The sequence below is a fragment of the Pseudomonas paraeruginosa PA7 genome, assembly GCF_000017205.1.
GTDB lineage: Bacteria > Pseudomonadota > Gammaproteobacteria > Pseudomonadales > Pseudomonadaceae > Pseudomonas > Pseudomonas paraeruginosa.
In genome coordinates, this window is the sequence record NC_009656.1 from 6,424,606 (window position 1) to 6,441,887 (window position 17,282).

At 68.0% G+C, this 17,282-nt stretch carries 14 protein-coding genes; 5 read left to right on the forward strand and 9 right to left on the reverse strand.

The annotated features are described in order from the left end of the window. Positions 1-301: 301 nt before the first annotated feature. The gene (locus PSPA7_RS29650; protein WP_012078005.1) at positions 302-1,516 is read right to left on the reverse strand and encodes a YeeE/YedE family protein; all 1,215 of its coding nucleotides are present in this window, start codon (positions 1,514-1,516) and stop codon (positions 302-304) included. Positions 1,517-1,552: 36 nt separating this feature from the next. Beyond that, on the reverse strand, positions 1,553-3,028 hold the full coding sequence (gene pdxR, locus PSPA7_RS29655) for a MocR-like pyridoxine biosynthesis transcription factor PdxR (protein WP_012078006.1): 1,476 nt from the start codon (positions 3,026-3,028) through the stop codon (positions 1,553-1,555). Between the two features lie 127 nt (positions 3,029-3,155). On the opposite strand from pdxR, the gene PSPA7_RS29660 reads away from it, so the two are divergent. Further along, on the forward strand, positions 3,156-3,605 hold the full coding sequence (locus tag PSPA7_RS29660) for a GNAT family N-acetyltransferase (protein WP_003154068.1): 450 nt from the start codon (positions 3,156-3,158) through the stop codon (positions 3,603-3,605). An 8-nt stretch (positions 3,606-3,613) separates the two neighbouring features. Next, the gene (locus PSPA7_RS29665) at positions 3,614-4,288 is read left to right on the forward strand and encodes a GNAT family N-acetyltransferase (protein WP_012078007.1); all 675 of its coding nucleotides are present in this window, start codon (positions 3,614-3,616) and stop codon (positions 4,286-4,288) included. A 25-nt stretch (positions 4,289-4,313) separates the two neighbouring features. Here PSPA7_RS29665 and mtr read toward each other — a convergent pair whose 3' ends face one another. The 3 genes from mtr to PSPA7_RS29680 all read right to left on the reverse strand — a co-directional run bounded on the left by mtr (position 4,314) and on the right by PSPA7_RS29680 (position 9,026). Beyond that, positions 4,314-5,564, reverse strand: coding sequence for a tryptophan permease (mtr, locus tag PSPA7_RS29670; RefSeq protein ID WP_034080676.1), 1,251 nt, complete (start codon positions 5,562-5,564; stop codon positions 4,314-4,316). Positions 5,565-5,771: 207 nt separating this feature from the next. Next, a complete protein-coding gene (oadA, locus tag PSPA7_RS29675; RefSeq protein WP_003105555.1) occupies positions 5,772-7,595 on the reverse strand; it encodes a sodium-extruding oxaloacetate decarboxylase subunit alpha in 1,824 nt (607 codons plus the stop codon). A gap of 15 nt (positions 7,596-7,610) precedes the next feature. After that, positions 7,611-9,026, reverse strand: a complete 1,416-nt coding sequence (locus PSPA7_RS29680; RefSeq protein ID WP_012078009.1) for an acetyl-CoA carboxylase biotin carboxylase subunit — start codon at positions 9,024-9,026, stop codon at positions 7,611-7,613. 213 nt (positions 9,027-9,239) lie between these two features. Here PSPA7_RS29680 and pycR point away from each other — a divergent pair, with 213 nt between their 5' ends. Further along, the gene (pycR, locus tag PSPA7_RS29685; protein WP_033996991.1) at positions 9,240-10,175 is read left to right on the forward strand and encodes a LysR family transcriptional regulator PycR; all 936 of its coding nucleotides are present in this window, start codon (positions 9,240-9,242) and stop codon (positions 10,173-10,175) included. Here pycR and PSPA7_RS29690 read toward each other — a convergent pair. Both PSPA7_RS29690 and hexR read right to left on the reverse strand, forming a co-directional pair. Beyond that, on the reverse strand, positions 10,129-10,344 hold the full coding sequence (locus PSPA7_RS29690) for a PA3496 family putative envelope integrity protein (protein ID WP_003105559.1): 216 nt from the start codon (positions 10,342-10,344) through the stop codon (positions 10,129-10,131). The genes pycR and PSPA7_RS29690 overlap by 47 nt on opposite strands. Positions 10,345-10,450: 106 nt before the next feature. After that, positions 10,451-11,332 carry a transcriptional regulator HexR gene (hexR, locus tag PSPA7_RS29695; protein WP_003154080.1) on the reverse strand — a complete coding sequence of 294 codons (882 nt, stop codon included), beginning with the start codon at positions 11,330-11,332 and terminating at the stop codon, positions 10,451-10,453. Between the two features lie 85 nt (positions 11,333-11,417). On the opposite strand from hexR, the gene zwf reads away from it, so the two are divergent. Then, positions 11,418-12,884 (forward strand): glucose-6-phosphate dehydrogenase, encoded by a 1,467-nt coding sequence (gene zwf / locus PSPA7_RS29700; RefSeq protein ID WP_003154081.1) that lies wholly within the window; start codon positions 11,418-11,420, stop codon positions 12,882-12,884. 80 nt (positions 12,885-12,964) lie between these two features. Continuing rightward, on the forward strand, positions 12,965-14,359 hold the full coding sequence (gene trhP / locus PSPA7_RS29705) for a prephenate-dependent tRNA uridine(34) hydroxylase TrhP (RefSeq protein WP_012078011.1): 1,395 nt from the start codon (positions 12,965-12,967) through the stop codon (positions 14,357-14,359). On the opposite strand, the gene PSPA7_RS29710 is transcribed toward trhP, so the two are convergent. Both PSPA7_RS29710 and PSPA7_RS29715 read right to left on the reverse strand, forming a co-directional pair. Next, a complete protein-coding gene (locus PSPA7_RS29710) occupies positions 14,353-15,078 on the reverse strand; it encodes a DUF3142 domain-containing protein (protein WP_034080678.1) in 726 nt (241 codons plus the stop codon). The genes trhP and PSPA7_RS29710 overlap by 7 nt on opposite strands. After that, on the reverse strand, positions 15,075-17,276 hold the full coding sequence (locus tag PSPA7_RS29715; RefSeq protein WP_012078013.1) for a PA5441 family protein: 2,202 nt from the start codon (positions 17,274-17,276) through the stop codon (positions 15,075-15,077). The genes PSPA7_RS29710 and PSPA7_RS29715 overlap by 4 nt, the downstream gene beginning before the upstream one ends. Positions 17,277-17,282: the final 6 nt, after the last annotated feature.

The following is a 17,282-nucleotide window of genomic DNA, read 5'->3' on the forward strand; positions in this document are numbered from 1 at the left end:
GATCGAAGAAGGCTCACCGGTAGAGGGGGAGTACTACCCCCTCGACCTTTAGGGATGGATACCCTTCATCCCTTCTTTTATACCCGGCGCCCCGGCCCAGCCGCGGCGCCACGCTCACCGGTCGAGAGGGATACCAACTTTCCCTCTCTACACTCTGAGGGACACGGCGGCCTGCGGTGTCCCTTCTTTTTTTCACCGCTCAAGACGGCCCGCAGATCTTCCCCGTTGCCGAGGTGTTGTGTGGCTGCGCTCACCTGTGGATAACGTCCGCGTCATACGTCCTACGAAGGCATATCCCCTCTCAACACCCCGTCAACCCCTGTTCCCGCCGCTCCCCCGGAAAGAAGTAAGGCCTCAACACCCGTACCCCGACGCTGTTGCCGGCAAACGCCGCCACCAACCACAACCAGCCATGCAGGCTGCCGGACGCGATCCCGCTGAAGTACGCGCCGATGTTGCAGCCATAGGCCAGCCGCGCGCCGTAGCCGAGCAGCAGCCCGCCGATCACCGCCGCCGCCAGCGAACGGCGCGGGATGTCCAGGTTCGGCGCGAAGCGCCCGGCCAGGCCGGCGGCGAGCAGCGCGCCGAGAACGATGCCGATGTCCATCACGCTGGTGATGTCTTGCCACAGCGGCGCGGCCAGCGCCTTGGCGTTCGCCGGCGTCTGCCAGAAGGCCCAGGCGCCGACGTCCAGGCCCACGCCCTGGGCGATCTTCGCGCCCCACAGGGCGAAGGCCGACGTGATGCCCCAGGGGCGTCCGGCGAGGTACAGGGTGAGGAAGTTGAGCAGCGCCAGCGCCAGCGCGCCCCAGAGCAGCGGCCAGGGGCCGCGGAGGAAGCGCCGCCAGCCGCGCCATTCGGCGCTCGGCGGGGTTTCCAGGGTGCCGTGGCGGGCCTTCTCCATGCGCACCGTGACCCCGGCGATACCGATGAACACCGCCAGGCTCAACATCAGCGCCGGTGCCAGGCCCAGTTCGGCGACCAGCGAGATCGGCGGCAGCGACGGCAGGGCGAACCACCAGCCGACATGCTGGGTGGCGATCAGCGAGCCGAGGATGAAGAACAGCAGGGTCACCAGCATCCGCGCGTTGCCGCCGCCGACGGTGAACAGGGTGCCGGAGGCGCAGCCGCCGCCCAGTTGCATGCCGATGCCGAAAATGAAGGCGCCGACGATCACCGAAGTGCCGACCGGCGAGACGAAACCGCTCACCGGCTGGCCGAACAGGCTGCCCGCCGCCAGCGCCGGGAAGAACAGCAGCACCGCCACGGCCAGCATCACCATCTGCGCGCGCAGCCCGGCGCCGCGCCGTTCGCGGATGAATACCCGCCAGGCGGAGGTGAAGCCGAAGGCGGCGTGGTAGAGGGTCAGGCCAAGGGCGCCGCCGACGATGAAGAGGGTGGCCTGGCGCGCGCTGACCGCGTTGAACAGGAACAGCCCGCCGAGCACCAGCAGGGCGAAGGCGATCAGGGGGGCGGCGAGCTTGCGCTCGGGCGCGGCGGAAAGGGCGACACTCATGGCTGCTCCTGGGCGAGAGGGTGATCCGGGGGCATTCTAGTCAGTCGCGGCAACGGGTCCAACTAGGGCCTGCCGCCGCCAGGCCTGGCGCAACGCCCGCAGCGCCTCGTCGATACGCGCTTCGGGCACTGCCGCGAAGCCCAGCACCAGGCCCGCGCGGTGGTCTGGCGCAACGCCGGAGTCATCCATCCAGTAGTCGCTCAAGGCGCTGATTTCCACCCCGACGGCTGCCGCCGCGGCGATCAGGGCCCGCTCCCGCGCCAGGCTGTCGACCCGCACGCACAGGTGCAGCCCCGCCTCCACCGCCGGCAACGGCTGGCAGCCCGGCACCTCTGGCCAGCCCCGCAGCAAGGCGTCGCGGCGGGCGCGGGCAGCGCGGCGCATGCGGCGGACATGGCGCTGGAAATGCCCCTCGGCGATGAAGTCGGCCATGACCCGCTGGGTGCCCACCTCCGAATGGCGTACCTCGATGGCCCGGCGCTGGCGGAAGCGCTCGACCAGCGCCGGCGGGACCACCAGGTAGCCCAGGCGCAGCGCCGGAAAGGTGATCTTGCAGAAGGTCCCGACGTAGAGCACCCGACCCTGTCGATCCAGCGCGGCCAGCGGCGCCAGTGGCGTACCGCTGTAGCGATACTCGCCGTCGTAGTCGTCCTCGACGATCCAGCCGTCGGCGCGCTCGGCCCATTCCAGCAGCTCCAGGCGCCGCGCCAGCGACAGGGTGACGCCGGTGGGGTACTGGTGCGAGGGGGTGACATAGGCCAGGCGGCAGCCGGCAACGCGCGCGAGCTGGTCGCTGCGCAGGCCCTCGGCGTCGATGTCGATCCCGCGGGGCAGCGCGCCGGCCGCGGCGAAGGCCAGGCGTGCCGCGCGGTAGCCGGGGTTCTCCACAGCCACCGGATCGCCGTTCTCGAGCAGCACCTCGGCGCACAGGCGGATGGCCTGCTGCGCGCCATGGGTGACGATCACCTGTTCCGCCTCGCAGCGCAGGCCGCGAGCGCTACGCAGATAGGCGGCGATCAGCTCGCGCAGGCGCGCCTCGCCGGCCGGATCGCCGTAGCCCAGGCAGTCCGCCGGCGGGTTGCGCCAGAAGCGCGCCTGTAGACGCGCCCAGGTGTCGAAGGGGAACAGGTCGAAGGCCGGCACGCCGACGCGGAACGCTCGCGGCGCGCCTTCCGGCGGCGGCGCCAGGGCCGCCGGGCCGCGCGGCGCGGAAGCGGTCGGAGCGACGGCGGCGGCCCTGCCTGGAATTTCCTGCAACTCGGCAACGTAGGTGCCGTCGCCAGTGCGTCCGTCGATATAACCCTCGGCGTGCAACTGTTCATAGGCCCGCACCACGGTGTTGCGCGAGACCTTCAGGGCCTGGGCCAGCTCACGGCTGGCGGGCATCCGCGTGCGGCTGCCGAGGCGGCCGTCGAGGATCCGTTCGCGCAGCGCGGCGTAGAGCTGGCGGGCCAGGCCCTGGGCGGGATCGAGGTGGATGCCGGCGGCGTCGAAGGGCAGTACGGTGGCCATGGCGGTCTCGGAGGGAAGAAAGCGCCAGTGTGGATTGGACCTGTGGAATTGACCAGCAATGGATCTTCTAGCGGACCATTTCCCGGCCTAGTCTGGAGACACCTTCATCCGGACATGGAACCGAGCCATGAGCACGTCCCCGCAGATTCGTCCCGTCGGCGCCGCCGACCATGCCGCCTGGCTACCGCTGTGGGAGGGCTACCAGCGCTTCTACAGGACCGAGATCGCCGCCGCCACCAGCGACGCCACCTGGCAGCGCTTCCTCGACGCCGACGAGCCGATGAACGCCGCCCTCGCCTGGCTCGACGGGCGCGCCGTGGGCCTGGTGCACTGGATCTACCACCGCTCCTGCTGGACCCTCGGCGACTATTGCTACCTGCAGGACCTGTTCGTCGCCGAGGGCCTGCGCGGCGAAGGCGTTGGGCGCCGGCTGATCGAGCACGTCTATGCCGAGGCCGGCGCCGCCGGCTGTTCACGGGTGCACTGGCTGACCCACGAGAGCAACAGCGACGCGATGAAGCTGTACGAGCGCATCGCCGACAAGTCCGGTTTCCTCCAGTACCGCAGGATTCTCTGAGGCCCACCATGCACGAACCCTTGAACTGGCGCCCCGTCGCCACTCCGCCCCACGCCCCGCTCGATGGCCGCTTCGTCAAGCTCGAACCGCTCGACCCGCAACGCCACGGCGACGACCTGTGGGACGCCCTGCAAGGACCTGACGCCGATCCCCTGCTGTGGGAATACCTGGCCTACGGCCCGTTCGCCGAGCGCGCGGCGTTCGACGCCTGGCTGGCCGGCCAGGCGGCCAGCCGCGACCCGCTGTTCTTCGCCGTGCGCGAGCGGCGCACGCAGCGCGCCGTCGGTCTGCTCAGCTATCTGCGGATCACGCCGAAGGATGGCGTCATCGAAATCGGCCATATCGCCTTCGGCGCGCCGATGCAGCGCACACCGGGGTCTACCGAGGCGGTCTACCTGCTCGCCGAACTCGCCCTCGGCCGCCTCGGCTACCGCCGCCTGGAGTGGAAGTGCAATGCCGGCAACGCCCGCTCGATGCGCGCCGCCGAACGCCTGGGCTTCACCTACGAAGGCACCTTCCGCCAGCACATGGTGGTCAAGCAGCGCAACCGCGACACCGCCTGGTTCTCCCTGCTCGACAGCGAATGGCCGGCGCGACGGGCGGCGTTCGAGCGCTGGCTCGATCCTTCCAACTTCGACGAGGAAGGCCGCCAGCGGCAAGCGCTGGCGGCGCTACGCCGCTAGTCCCCTGGCAGGCCCTGGCGGTCGCTCAACGGTACTCCGGCAGCCAGTGCAGGCTGGCCAGGATGTGCGCGACCGCGTTGGCCACGCCGAACAGCAGCACCAGCACGATCGCCGGCGTGCCGCCCCAGGCACGGAACAGCGGGCTGCCGAAGCGCTTGCGCGAAGCCCGCGCCATCAGCGCCGGGACGATCACCGCCCAGAACGCCGCGGCCAGACCGGCGAAACCGATGGCGTAGATGAAGCCGTTGGGGAACAACAGCCCGCCGATGGTCGGTGGGACGAAGGTCAGCAATGCGGTCTTGAAACGTCCGAAGTGGCTGTCGTCGAACTTGCACAGGTCGGCCAGGTAGTCGAACAGGCCGAGGGTCACGCCGAGGAAGGAGCTGGCCACCGCCAGGTTGGAGAAGGTGGTGAGCAACGCGTTCAGCGAATCCGACGCGGTGATCCGGTGCAGGTATTCCACCAGGGTGCCGACATTGCTGCCGCCGGCGATGATGCCCTTGAACTGCTCGCGGGGGATGGTGCCCAGGGTACTGGCCTGCCACAGCAGGTAGATGGCCAGGGCGATCAGGGTGCCGATCCACAGCGAACGGCTGATCCGCTGCGGGTCCTTGCCGTAGTACTTCATCAGGCTCGGCACGTTGCCGTGGTAGCCGAAGGAGGTCAGGCAGAACGGCAGGGTCGCCAGCAGGTAGGGCCAGTAGACCGCGTCCGGCTCGCCGCGGTTGAACAGGATCGCCGGCTGGATGCGCCCGAGCAGGCCGCTGATGGAGAGGCCGAAGGTAATGATCATGCCGCCGAGCATCAGCGTGGTGATGCGGTCCACCGCGCGGGTGCTCCACCACACCACCAGCGCCACCGCCAGGGCGAACAGCAGCCCGGCGAGCTTTTCCGGCAGGCTCACGCCGAGGCCGCTGGACAGGGTGTAGCCGATGATCGAGCCGCCGCCGGAGATATAGGCATAGGTGAGGATATAGAGGACGAAGGCGATGCTCAGCCCGTTGACCACGTTCCAGCCCTGGCCGAGCAGGTCGCGGGTGATGGTCGAGAAGCTCGAGCCCACCGGGTAGTTGAGGTTGGCCTCGAGGATCATCATCCCCGACAGCAGCATGCAGAACCAGGTGAGCAGGAACACCGCCACCGACCAGCCGAACCAGATGCCGGACATGGCGATGGGCAGGGAGAACATTCCGGCGCCGACGGCGGTGCCGGCGATGATCATCGAACCGCCGAGCAGCGAGGGCTGGCGGCTGGTTGTGGGGGGTAAAGAGGACACCTGGGCTTCCCGATAGTCAGCGCCTGCGGCGCGACGCGCCGTTGGGCAGAGGCGGCATTCTAGGCGGCGCGCGCGTTGGGCGCATCCTGGCAGGGTGGACAGCCGCCGATGTCCCGCCTCTTTGCACAGGCGCACGCGACGGGACGCCGGCATCGATAAAAAAAGGGGAGCATCATGCTCCCCAGGGACTTTAACCGTCTGTCGCGGTCAGCCCGCAATCTCGATCAGGATCTCGCCCGGGTTGACCCGGTCGCCCTTGGCCACGTGGATCGCCTTGACCGTACCGGCGATGCCGGCCTGGACCTCGGTCTCCATCTTCATCGCCTCGGTGATCAGCACCGCCTGGCCGGCCTTGACGCTGTCGCCTTCCTTCACCAGCACGTCGACGATGTTGCCCGGCATGGTGGTGCTGACGTGGCCCGGCTCGCTGGCGTGCTTGCGGCCGCTGGCGGAGCCGGCGACATATTCGTTGAGCGGCTCGAACACCACTTCTTCCGGCATGCCGTCGATGGACAGGTAGAAGTGCCGCTTGTTGTCGCTCTTCACGCCGACCCCGGTGATGTCGACGCGGTAGGTCTCGCCGTGCACGTCGATGACGAACTCGGTCGGGGTGCCTTCCGCGCCGGCGGCGGCGACGCCCTTGCCGGTGGGAATCGGCAGCAGCTCCTCGGGCTTCAGGGTGCCGGCCTCACGCTCTTCGAGGAACTTGCGCCCGATGTCCGGGAACATCGCGTAGGTGAGTACGTCTTCCTCGGACTTGGCCAGGTTGCCGATCTCGCTGCGCAGCTTGTTCAGCTCCGGCTTGATCAGGTCGGCCGGGCGCACGTCGATGACTTCCTCGCTGCCGATGGCCTGGCGCCGCAGTTGCTCGTTGACCTCGCCGGGGGCCTTGCCATAACGGCCCTGCAGGTACAGCTTCACTTCGTTGGTGATGGTCTTGTAGCGCTCGCCGGCGAGCACGTTGAAGAACGCCTGGGTGCCGACGATCTGCGAAGTCGGCGTCACCAGCGGCGGGAAACCGAGGTCGGCGCGGACCCGCGGGATTTCCTCGAGCACCTCGCCCATGCGGTTCAACGCGCCCTGCTCCTTGAGCTGGTTGGCCAGGTTGGAAATCATCCCGCCCGGCACCTGGTTGACCTGCACGCGGGTATCCACGCCGGTGAATTCGCTCTCGAACTGGTGGTACTTCTTGCGCACCGCGTGGAAGTACATGCCGATCTCCTGGATCAGCTCCAGGTCCAGGCCGGTGTCGTACGGGGTGCCGCGCAGCGCCGCGACCATCGACTCGGTGCCCGGGTGGCTGGTGCCCCAGGCCATGCTGGAGATCGCCGTGTCGATGCGGTCGGCACCGTTTTCCACGGCCTTGAGCTGGCACATGCTGGCGACGCCGGCGGTGTCGTGGGAATGCACCACCACGTCCAGCGGCAGGGCGTCCTTCAACGCCTTGACCAGGTCGCCGGTGGCGTAGGGGGTGAGCAGGCCGGCCATGTCCTTGATGGCGATGGAGTCGACGCCCATGTCGGCCATCGCCTTGCCCTGGGCGACGAAGGCCTCGATGGTGTGCACCGGGCTGGTGGTGTAGCAGATGGTGCCCTGGGCGTGCTTGCCGGCGGCCTTCACCGCCTCGATGGAGACGCGCAGGTTACGCACGTCGTTCATCGCGTCGAAGATGCGGAACACGTCGATGCCATTGACCGCCGCCTTGGCCACGAAGGCGCGCACCACATCGTCGCTGTAGTGGCGGTAGCCGAGCAGGTTCTGCCCGCGCAGGAGCATCTGCAGGCGGGTGTTGGGCAGCGCCGCCTTGAGCTTGCGCAGGCGCTCCCACGGGTCTTCCTTGAGGAAGCGCACGCAGGCGTCGAAGGTGGCGCCGCCCCAGACTTCCAGCGACCAGTAGCCGACGCGGTCGAGCTTGTCGCAGATCGGCAGCATGTCCTCGGTGCGCATGCGGGTCGCCAGCAGCGACTGGTGGGCATCGCGCAGGATGGTATCGGTGACGCCGGTCTTCTTCGCTTGGATGGTGTTGCTCATGTTCTGCTCCTTCCCTTACAGGCCGGCGTGGGCCGCGATGGCGGTGGCGATGGCGATGGCCAGGTGCGACGGGTTGCGCTTGATCGAGTACCGGGTCAGTTCCGGGTGGCTTTCGACGAAGCTGGTGTTGAACTGGCCGCTGCGGAATTCCGGGTTGCGGAGGATTTCCTGGTAGTACGGGGCGGTGGTCTTGACCCCCTGCACGCGCATGTCGTCGAGGGCACGCAGGCCGCGATCGAGGGCTTCTTCCCAGGTCAGCGCCCAGACGATCAGCTTCAGGCACATCGAGTCGTAGTACGGCGGGATGGTGTAGCCGGTGTAGATCGCCGTGTCGGTGCGCACGCCGGGACCGCCGGGAGCGTAGTAGCGGGTGATCTTGCCGAACGAGGGCAGGAAGTTGTTCTTCGGGTCCTCGGCGTTGATGCGGAATTGCAGGGCGTAGCCGCGGTGGATGATGTCGTCCTGCTTGACCGACAGCTCCAGCCCGGAAGCGATGCGGATCTGCTCGCGGACCACGTCGATGCCGGTGATCTCCTCGGTGATGGTGTGCTCCACCTGGACCCGGGTGTTCATCTCCATGAAGTACACCTCGCCGTCGGCGAGCAGGAACTCCACGGTGCCGGCGTTCTCGTAGCCCACCGCCTTGGCCGCGCGCACCGCCAGGTCGCCGATGTAGGCGCGCTGTTCGGGGGTGAGCTGCGGGCTCGGGGCGATCTCGATGAGCTTCTGGTTGCGACGCTGGATCGAGCAGTCGCGCTCGAACAGGTGCACGGTGTTGCCGAAGGAGTCGGCGAGGATCTGCGCCTCGATGTGCTTGGGATTGACGATGCACTTCTCGAGGAATACCTCGGCGCTGCCGAAGGCCTTGGTCGCCTCGGAGATCACCCGCGGGAACGCCTGCTCCAGCTCCTCGCGGCTGTTGCAGCGACGGATGCCGCGACCGCCACCGCCGGAGGTGGCCTTGAGCATCACCGGGTAGCCGATCCGCTCGGCTTCGCGCAGGGCCTCGGCGAGGTCGGCGACGTTGCCTTCGGTGCCGGGGGTGCAGGGCACGCCGGCGGCGATCATGCTGCGGCGGGCCTCGGTCTTGTCGCCCATGCGGCGGATCACTTGCGCCGACGGGCCGATGAACTTGATGCCGCGCTCCGCGCAGATTTCCGCCAGTTCGGCGTTTTCCGAGAGGAAGCCATAGCCGGGATGCAGGGCGTCGCAGCCGGTTTCCACCGCCAGGTTCACCAGGGCGCGCGGGTTGAGGTAGCCGGCCAGCGGGTCCGCGCCGATGCTGTGGGCTTCGTCGGCGCGCTTGACGTGCAGCGCGTGGCGATCGGCCTCGGAGTAGACGGCCACCGAGCGGATGCCCATCTCGGCGCAGGCGCGCACGATGCGAACGGCGATCTCGCCGCGGTTGGCGATCAGGATCTTCTTGATCACGGAGGTCTCCCTCTTCGGGGTTGGGAACCTGGTACGGTCGATCCGGATATTCCGGTCGCTGCATGACCGGCAGGCAGCTCCCGGTCGCGCTTTTACCCTACCCCCGTGAGGGTGATTAACAAAAATCAATAATTATTGGGATAGCCATTAGAAAAGCTTTATAGTCGCCCGACCGATCTCGGTCAGAGTGTGACTGGAATGCGTAAGTCGTTGATGCGTATGACATTACGGCAGCTTCAGGTTTTTCGTGCCGTATGCGAGAGCCGCTCCTACAGCCGGGCGGCGGAGGAAATGGCCCTGACCCAGCCGGCGGTCAGCCTGCAGATCCGCCAACTGGAAGAGCTGGTCGGCCAGCCGCTGTTCGAGTATGTCGGCAAGAAGCTCTACCTGACCGACGCCGCCGAAGCCCTGCTGAAGACCAGCACCGACCTGTTCCAGCGCCTGGAAAGCCTGGACATGCAGCTCTCGGACCTGAAGGGCTCGCTGCAGGGCCAGTTGCGCCTGGCGGTGGAGTCCAGCGCCAAGTACATCACCCCGCACCTGTTCAAGGCGTTCCAGAACCTGCATCCGGAAGTCAGCCTGAGCCTGACGGTGGTCAACCGCACCCAGGCGATCAAGCGCCTGGCCGACAACCGCGACGACCTGGTGATCATGTCCCTGGTACCGCAGGACATGGCCCTGGAGTTCCTGCCCTTCCTGAACAACCCGATCATCGCCGTGGCGCCGCCGGACCATCCGCTGTGCAACGCCGCGAAGCTGACCCTCAAGGACCTGGAACCCTTTCCGCTGCTGGTCCGCGAGCCGGGCTCGGGCACCCGCAAGGCCTGCGAGGAGTTCTTCCAGCAGCGTCGCGCGCACTTCTCGCAGATCCAGGAGATCGCCTCGCTGGAATCCCTGCGCGAAGGAGTGATCGCCGGCCTCGGCCTGGCCCTGCTGCCGCGCCACGCCGCGCACCAGGAACTGGCCAGCGGCCTGCTGCGCGAACTACCGGTGGAGGAATTGCCGCTCTATCGCAGCTGGTGCCTGGTACACGCCAAGGGCAAGCGCCTGAGCCCGGTGGCCCAGGCGTTCGTCGCCTTCGTGCGCGAGGAACGGGCGCTGATCAGCCAGCTCGCTGGGCGCTTCGCCGGCCCTGGCGGTTCGAACTGAGGTAGGCGGCGGCTACCAGCTCGGGGTAGTCGGCCAGCTCCTGGCGCAGGCGCAGTTCTTCGCAGTGGTCCTCGATCGCCCGGCGGAATTGCATGCGCCGCTGGTCTTCGAGCTTGCGGCGGGTTTTCGAATCCACGTGCTGGGCATTGGCATCGCTATGACGGGGCATCTCGCGTCTCCCATGGCCGACTGGCTGGAGTCGCGAGCATCGCGCAGCAATGTGACGGTTTGGCGGCAGGCCGGTGAAGACTGCGTTATGCCTTCCCGGCGGCGCCTCAGGACGGCTCGCCGCGCTCCTCCTGGTTCTTCATCACTTTCGGCGACAGGCGCAGGCTGCGCAGGCTGCGCTTGACGCTCTTGAGGTGGTTGACCAGGTCCGGGCCGCGGGCCATGGCCACGCCCATCGCCAGCACGTCGATCACTACCAGGTGGGCGATGCGCGAGGTCAACGGGGTGTAGATGTCGGTGTCCTCGTGCACGTCGATCGCCAGGTTGACCGTGGCCAGGTCGGCCAGCGGGGTCTGGCTCGGGCACAGGGTGATCAGCGTGGCGCCTGCCTCGCGGACCAGGTTGGCGGTGATCAGCAGGTCCTTCGAGCGGCCCGACTGGGAAATGCAGATGGCTACGTCGCTGGGCTTGAGGGTCACCGCCGACATCGCCTGCATGTGCGGGTCGGAGTAGGCCGCCGCCGACAGCAGCAGGCGGAAGAACTTGTGCTGGGCATCCGCGGCCACCGCGCCGGAAGCGCCGAAGCCGTAGAACTCCACGCGCTGGGCATGTGCGATGGCGGCGATGGCGCGCTCCAGGGCGTGGGTGTCCAGGTGCTCGCGGACTTCCATCAGGCTGTGCAGCGTGGTGTCGAAGATCTTCAGGCTGAAGTCGGCCACCGAGTCGCTTTCGTGGATCGAGAACTGGCCGAAGCTGGCGCCGGCCGCCAGGCTCTGCGCCAGCTTCAGCTTGAGGTCCTGGAAGCCGCTGCAGCCGATGGCGCGGCAGAAGCGCACGATGGTCGGCTCGCTGACCCCTACTCCATGGGCCAGTTCGGCCATGGAGCTATGCATGACCGACGCCGGATCGTTGAGAACGTGATCGGCGACCTTGAGCTCCGACTTGCGGAGCTGTTGGCGGGACTGGGCTATGTGCTGCAGCAGGTTCACAGGCTGGACTCGACTCTCTGTAGTAACCTTGTAGTTATACTACAAACAGTCAGCCACGCCCAGCCAACGCCGTCGGGAGCTTGCCTTGAGTACACCAGCCACTCCAACGTCCTGCGACATCCTGGTCTTCGGCGGTACCGGCGACCTGGCCCTGCACAAGCTGCTGCCGGCGCTCTACCGCCTGCATCGGGAAGATCGCCTGCCGGCCGATACGCGGATCTTCGCCCTCGCCCGCAGCGCACTGGACAACGCCGCTTTCCTCGCCCTCGCCGAGCGCAACGTCCGCGCGGTGGTCGCGCGCAGCGAGTTCGCCGCCGAACAATGGAAAGGTTTCGCCGCGCGCCTCGACTACCTGGCCATGGACGCCTCGCAGAGCGCCGACTTCGGCCGTCTCGCGCGGCACCTGAAGAGCAGCGAGGGCCGGGTGCTGGTGCACTACCTGGCAACCTCGCCGAGCCTGTTCGCGCCGATCGCGCAGAACCTCGCCATCGCCGGCCTCGCCGGGCCGCAGGCGCGCATCGTGCTGGAAAAACCGCTGGGCCATTCGCTGGACTCGGCGCGGACGATCAACCAGGCCATCGGGCGGGTGTTCGACGAGTCGCGGGTGTTCCGCATCGACCACTACCTGGGCAAGGAAACCGTGCAGAACCTGATGGCCCTGCGCTTCGCCAATGCGCTGTTCGAGCCGGTCTGGCGCGCGGCGCACATCGATCACGTGCAGATCAGCGTCAACGAGACCCTCGGCGTGGAGAACCGCGGCGGCTACTACGACCACGCCGGGGCGATGCGCGACATGGTGCAGAACCATCTGCTCCAGTTGCTCTGCCTGGTGGCGATGGAGGCGCCGGTACGTTTCGACGCCGAGGCGGTGCGCAACGAGAAGCTCAAGGTGCTGCAGGCGCTGAAGCCGATTTCCGGGCTCGACGTGCAGGACAAGACGGTACGCGGCCAGTACGCCGCCGGCAGGATCGGCGGACAGGAGGTGCCGGCGTACTACTTCGAGAAAAACGTCGACAACGACAGCGATACCGAGACCTTCGTCGCGCTCCAGGCCGAAGTGGAGAACTGGCGCTGGGCCGGGGTGCCGTTCTACCTGCGCACCGGCAAGCGCATGGCGCGCAAGTGCTCGGAGATCGTCATCCAGTTCAAGCCGGTGCCGCACAGCCTGATCGACGGCGGCGGCGGGCCGGCCAACCGCCTGTGGATAAGGTTGCAGCCGGAAGAGCGGATCAGCGTGCAACTGATGGCCAAGACCCCGGGCAAGGGCATGCAGCTGGAGCCGGTGGAGCTGGATCTCAACCTGGCCGAGGCTTTCAGCCGCAACAAGCGGCGCTGGGACGCCTACGAACGCCTGCTGCTGGACGTGATCGAGGGCGACTCGACGCTGTTCATGCGCCGCGACGAGGTAGAGGCCGCCTGGAGCTGGGTCGACCCGATCCTCGCCGGCTGGCGCGAGCACTACCAGAGCCCGCGGCCCTACCCGGCCGGCAGCAACGGCCCGGAACAGGCGCAACTGCTGCTGGAACTGCAGGGACGACGCTGGCTGGAATGACGCGGACATTGATCCGGCTCAGGATCGCCCGGCGCGCGCTCGGCTAGAGTCGCGCGCCCACGTCGTTGCGAGCCCGAACCATGACCGCCACCGCCCTCCGCCCCGAACTGCTGTGCCCCGCCGGCACCCTGAAAAGCATGCGCTATGCCTTCGCCTACGGCGCCGATGCCGTCTACGCCGGGCAGCCGCGCTACAGCCTGCGGGTACGCAACAACGATTTCGACCACGCCCAGCTGGCCGAAGGCATCGCCGAGGCCCACGCGCTCGGCAAGCGCTTCTACGTGGTGGTCAACATCGCCCCGCACAACGCCAAGCTGAAGACCTTCCTGCGCGACCTGGAGCCGGTGATCGCCATGGGCCCCGACGCGCTGATCATGTCCGATCCCGGCCTGATCATGCTGGTTCGCCAGCATTTCCCGCAGATGCCCATCCACCTGTCGGTGCAGGCCAACGCGGTGAACTGGGCCGCGGTGCAGTTCTGGCGGCAGCAGGGTCTGACCCGGGTGATCCTTTCCCGCGAGCTATCGCTGGAGGAGATCGAGGAAATCCGCCAGCAGGTCCCGGACATGGAGCTGGAAGTGTTCGTCCACGGCGCCTTGTGCATGGCCTATTCCGGGCGCTGCCTGCTGTCCGGCTACATCAACCGCCGCGACCCCAACCAGGGCACCTGCACCAATGCCTGCCGCTGGGAATACAAGGCGGTGGAGGGCCGCGAGGACGAGCTGGGCAACGTGGTGGCGCTGGAGCCGACCCTGGGACGCGGCGCGCCGACCGGCCAGGCATTCCTCCTGGAGGAAGGCAACCGTCCCGGCGAACCGATGGCCGCCTTCGAGGACGAACACGGCACCTACATCATGAACTCCAAGGATCTCCGCGCCGTGCAGCACGTCGAGCGGCTGGCGCGGATCGGCGTGCATTCGCTGAAGATCGAGGGCCGCACCAAGTCCCACTACTACGTGGCGCGCACCGCCCAGGTCTACCGCCAGGCGATCGACGACGCAGCGGCCGGCAGACCGTTCGACCGCGGCCTGATGGACACCCTGGAGTCCCTCGCCCACCGCGGCTACACCGAGGGCTTCCTGCGCCGCCACGTGCACGACGAGTACCAGAACTACCAGCACGGCCATTCGCTGTCCGAGCGCCAGCAGTTCGTCGGTGAGCTCACCGGCGAACGCCGCGACGGACTGGCCGAGGTGGAGGTGAAGAACCGCTTCCAGCGCGGCGACAGCGTCGAACTGATGACTCCGCGAGGCAACCTGGGCCTGCGCGTGGAGGACCTGCGCAACGCCGCCGGCGAAGCCATCGAGGTGGCGCCGGGCAATGGCCACGTGGTCTACCTGGCGCTGCCGGAAGGCCTGGACCTGCGCTACGCGCTACTGATGCGCGATCTCCAGCCCGGCCAGGACACCCGCCAGCCGCAGGCCGAACGCAGCGGCGGGTGTGCCGGCAAGGGCGCTTGCGGCTGCGCTCACTGAGGGTTGAGCAGGAACACCACGTAGCCCCTGAACCAGGGGCTCTTTTCCAGGTAGTCGGGGGCTTGCCAGTCGCCGCCCTGGACCAGGCCGATCCGGTACGGCAGTTGCAGGCGGCTGACCCGCGGCAGATAGGCGGCGTGGTTGGCAATGCTGTGGCGGCCCTGGTAGGTCTGCACCACCACTTCGTCGACCACGCCCTTGAGCCGGTTGATCGCCGCCGGCTCGGCGTTGCTGCCCCAGTCGAGCAGCCCGGTGATGCTCAGGCGGTACTCGCGAGGCAGGCGCCGGCGCAGGTCGCGGAGGAAATCGACGTACTCGTCGAGGTAGCGGGTACGTGCATCGAAGTCGATCTGGATGCCGACCACCGGGTTGCCGGCACGCTTCCAGCGCTGCACCTGGTTCAGCACGGCCTGGTAGATCTGCGGCGTCCAGCGCAGGGTATGGGCGCGATAGACCACCCAGACCTCGCCCCGCGCCAGGCGCGGCACCGAGATGCCCTGGGCGATCAGCCGCACGCCCTCGCCGGGGCGCCGGCGCGACTGGCTGATCTGCCCCTGCAGGATGTACAGCGTCTCGGCCCGCGCCAGCGCCGGCTGCGGCGCGACGCCGCTCCACAGCCAGAAGGCGTCGTAGTCCTCGGCGCGCACCGCGGCTTCGGCGGGCGGCAACAGCGGCAGGCCCAGCAGCAGGCCCGCCAACCAGGCTCGCCAGCGCCTCACCAGTAGTACTTCAGTTCCTTGGCCCAGGAGCTGTCGGCGTAGGTCGACTTGAGCGTACGGAACCATTGCTTGCGCTCGGCCTGCGGGATGTCCTGCTGGCCACAGGTGTTGTAGCCGGCCGGGGCGAAGCAGTTGATCGCGCGGAACAGCGCGTAGGCCTTGTCTTCGCGCGGTGCCTTGGCGTTGTCCATGACCTGGCGGTAGCCATCCAGCCGGGAGTACACCTCGCCCTTGAAACCGCTCGGGGTGCCGCCCAGCTCGCTGGCCTCGGGCTGGTCGTCCAGCGGCATGCCGTCGAGGCCGTTGCGCAGGATGAATTCGCCCAGGCAGTTCAGGCCCTTCGGGTCGTTGCCATCGGCGGCCAGCGCCGCGGCCGACTCGGCGATGGCCGGGCAAACGTAGCCGGACTCGGCCTTGTCGCCCTTCCAGCGGAACAGCTCCAGGCTGTTGCCGGCGCCGTAGACATAGCCGAGGCTGGTGCCCAGCCTGGTTTGCGACGGGGTTTCGCCGAGCAGCGCGAAGTCCTTGCCGAAGTCGGCGAAGCGGCTGCGGCGCAGGTCCTTGTAAAGGAGAGTGAACAGCGCGGTATCGCCCTCTTCCGCCGTCGCGCCCTGCCTGACCTGGCGGCGCAGCAGTTCGGCGTCGGCGACGTTGCGCAGGAGGATGCTGCGCAGCAGCGGCTCCTTGACTGGCGAGGCTTCGGCGAAGACCTTTTCCAGCTGGCCGCTGCGCTCGTAGTTGAGCGCCAGGGCCAACTGCAACTGGCCCTTCTGGTACGGCTGCGCGGCCTGCGGCAACAGTTCCAGCCAGAGCGACTCGGCGGCTTTCCAGTCCTTCTGCTGCTCCAGCGCCAGCCCGCGCAGGGTCTGCTGGCTGAAGCCGACGTAGTCGAGGCTGCCGACCTTTTGCGGCAGCGCTTCGAGGGTCTTCGCCGGGTCCTGGTCGACATAGAAGCGATAGGCCGCCTGCAGGTAGGCGAACAGTTCGGGATGCGCGGCGAAGCTGGCCTGCTGGGCCTGCAGCGTTTCCCAGTTGAAGTTGCGCGGGCTCGACGGATCGTGGGCACGCATCTGCACCAGGTCGGCCACCGCCAGCAGCAGCGGAGTCTGGATATCGCCGAGCTGGATACCGGTCAGGAGCTTATTGTCGACCTCCTGGACCAGGTCTTCCAGGGCCATGTTGCGCTGCCCTTGCTCGGCTTCGGCGAATTGCGCGGCATAGTCCTGGGCCAGCAGCTTCTGGTCGCCGGCCAACCAATGCACGCGCCGTTGCAAGCCCTTGGCCGAGGCGGTGTAGAGCCCCTTCGGATACGCCTGCAGGTAGGCATCGAGGGCGCTGCGGGTCTGTTCCAGGCGAGCCTTGTCGACATTCTGCAACTCGGGGAAGCCCATGTCGTCGAAGGCGTTCTGCTGGGCGGCGTTGAGCAGGGTGCGCGCCTGCAGGTACAGGGCGGTTTCCTTCAGCCAGGGCTGCGACACGTCCTGCAACGCCTTGAAGCCCTGTTCGGCTTCGTCGAAGCGGCCACTGTAGAAGTTGGCCGCAGCCTCCAGGTACGTGGCGAAGGCCTTGCCCTCGGCCGACTCGACGCCATGCGCGAGCACACCGCCCAGTTCCTCTTGTTCCCAGCCGCAGGCACCGAGCAGGTCCAGGCGGCTGTTGGCCAGGGCCCTGGTCTCCGCCTCGGCCAGCCCGGCGTCACGCACCTGGCGGAGGAACGCCAGCGCGCTGTCCTGGTCGTTGCTGCGGCAGCGGCTGCCCTCGCCCTCGAAGAATTCGGCGCCGGCGATCTTTTCCGGTAGCGCTTCGGCGCCCATCTGCCGGGCCAGTTCGGCCAGCGGCGAGGGAGCTGGCGCGGGCGGCGCTGTCTCGGCTTCGCTCGCCGCCGGCGGCGCGGGCGGCTGGCTGCCGTCGCCGGGCAGCAGGCGGAACAGGCCGAACGGCACCAGACCGTAGCCTTCGAGCTTCTCTTCCTCCGAGGGCGGCGCCTCTACCAGCCGCCAGTGGCCGGCGTCGGCCAGCAGCAGGCGCAGGTTGGCGCGGGTGTCATTGCCCGGGGCGAGGAACGGCAGGGTATCGCAGGCGCCGCCGCCGACCAGCGACCAATCGGGGTAGCAGGAGTCGTCGCTGCTGGCCTGGGCCAGCGGGGAGAGCCCGGCGCCCACCAGCAGGAGGGCGGGGAGAAGCGGCTTCGAGCGCATGAATCG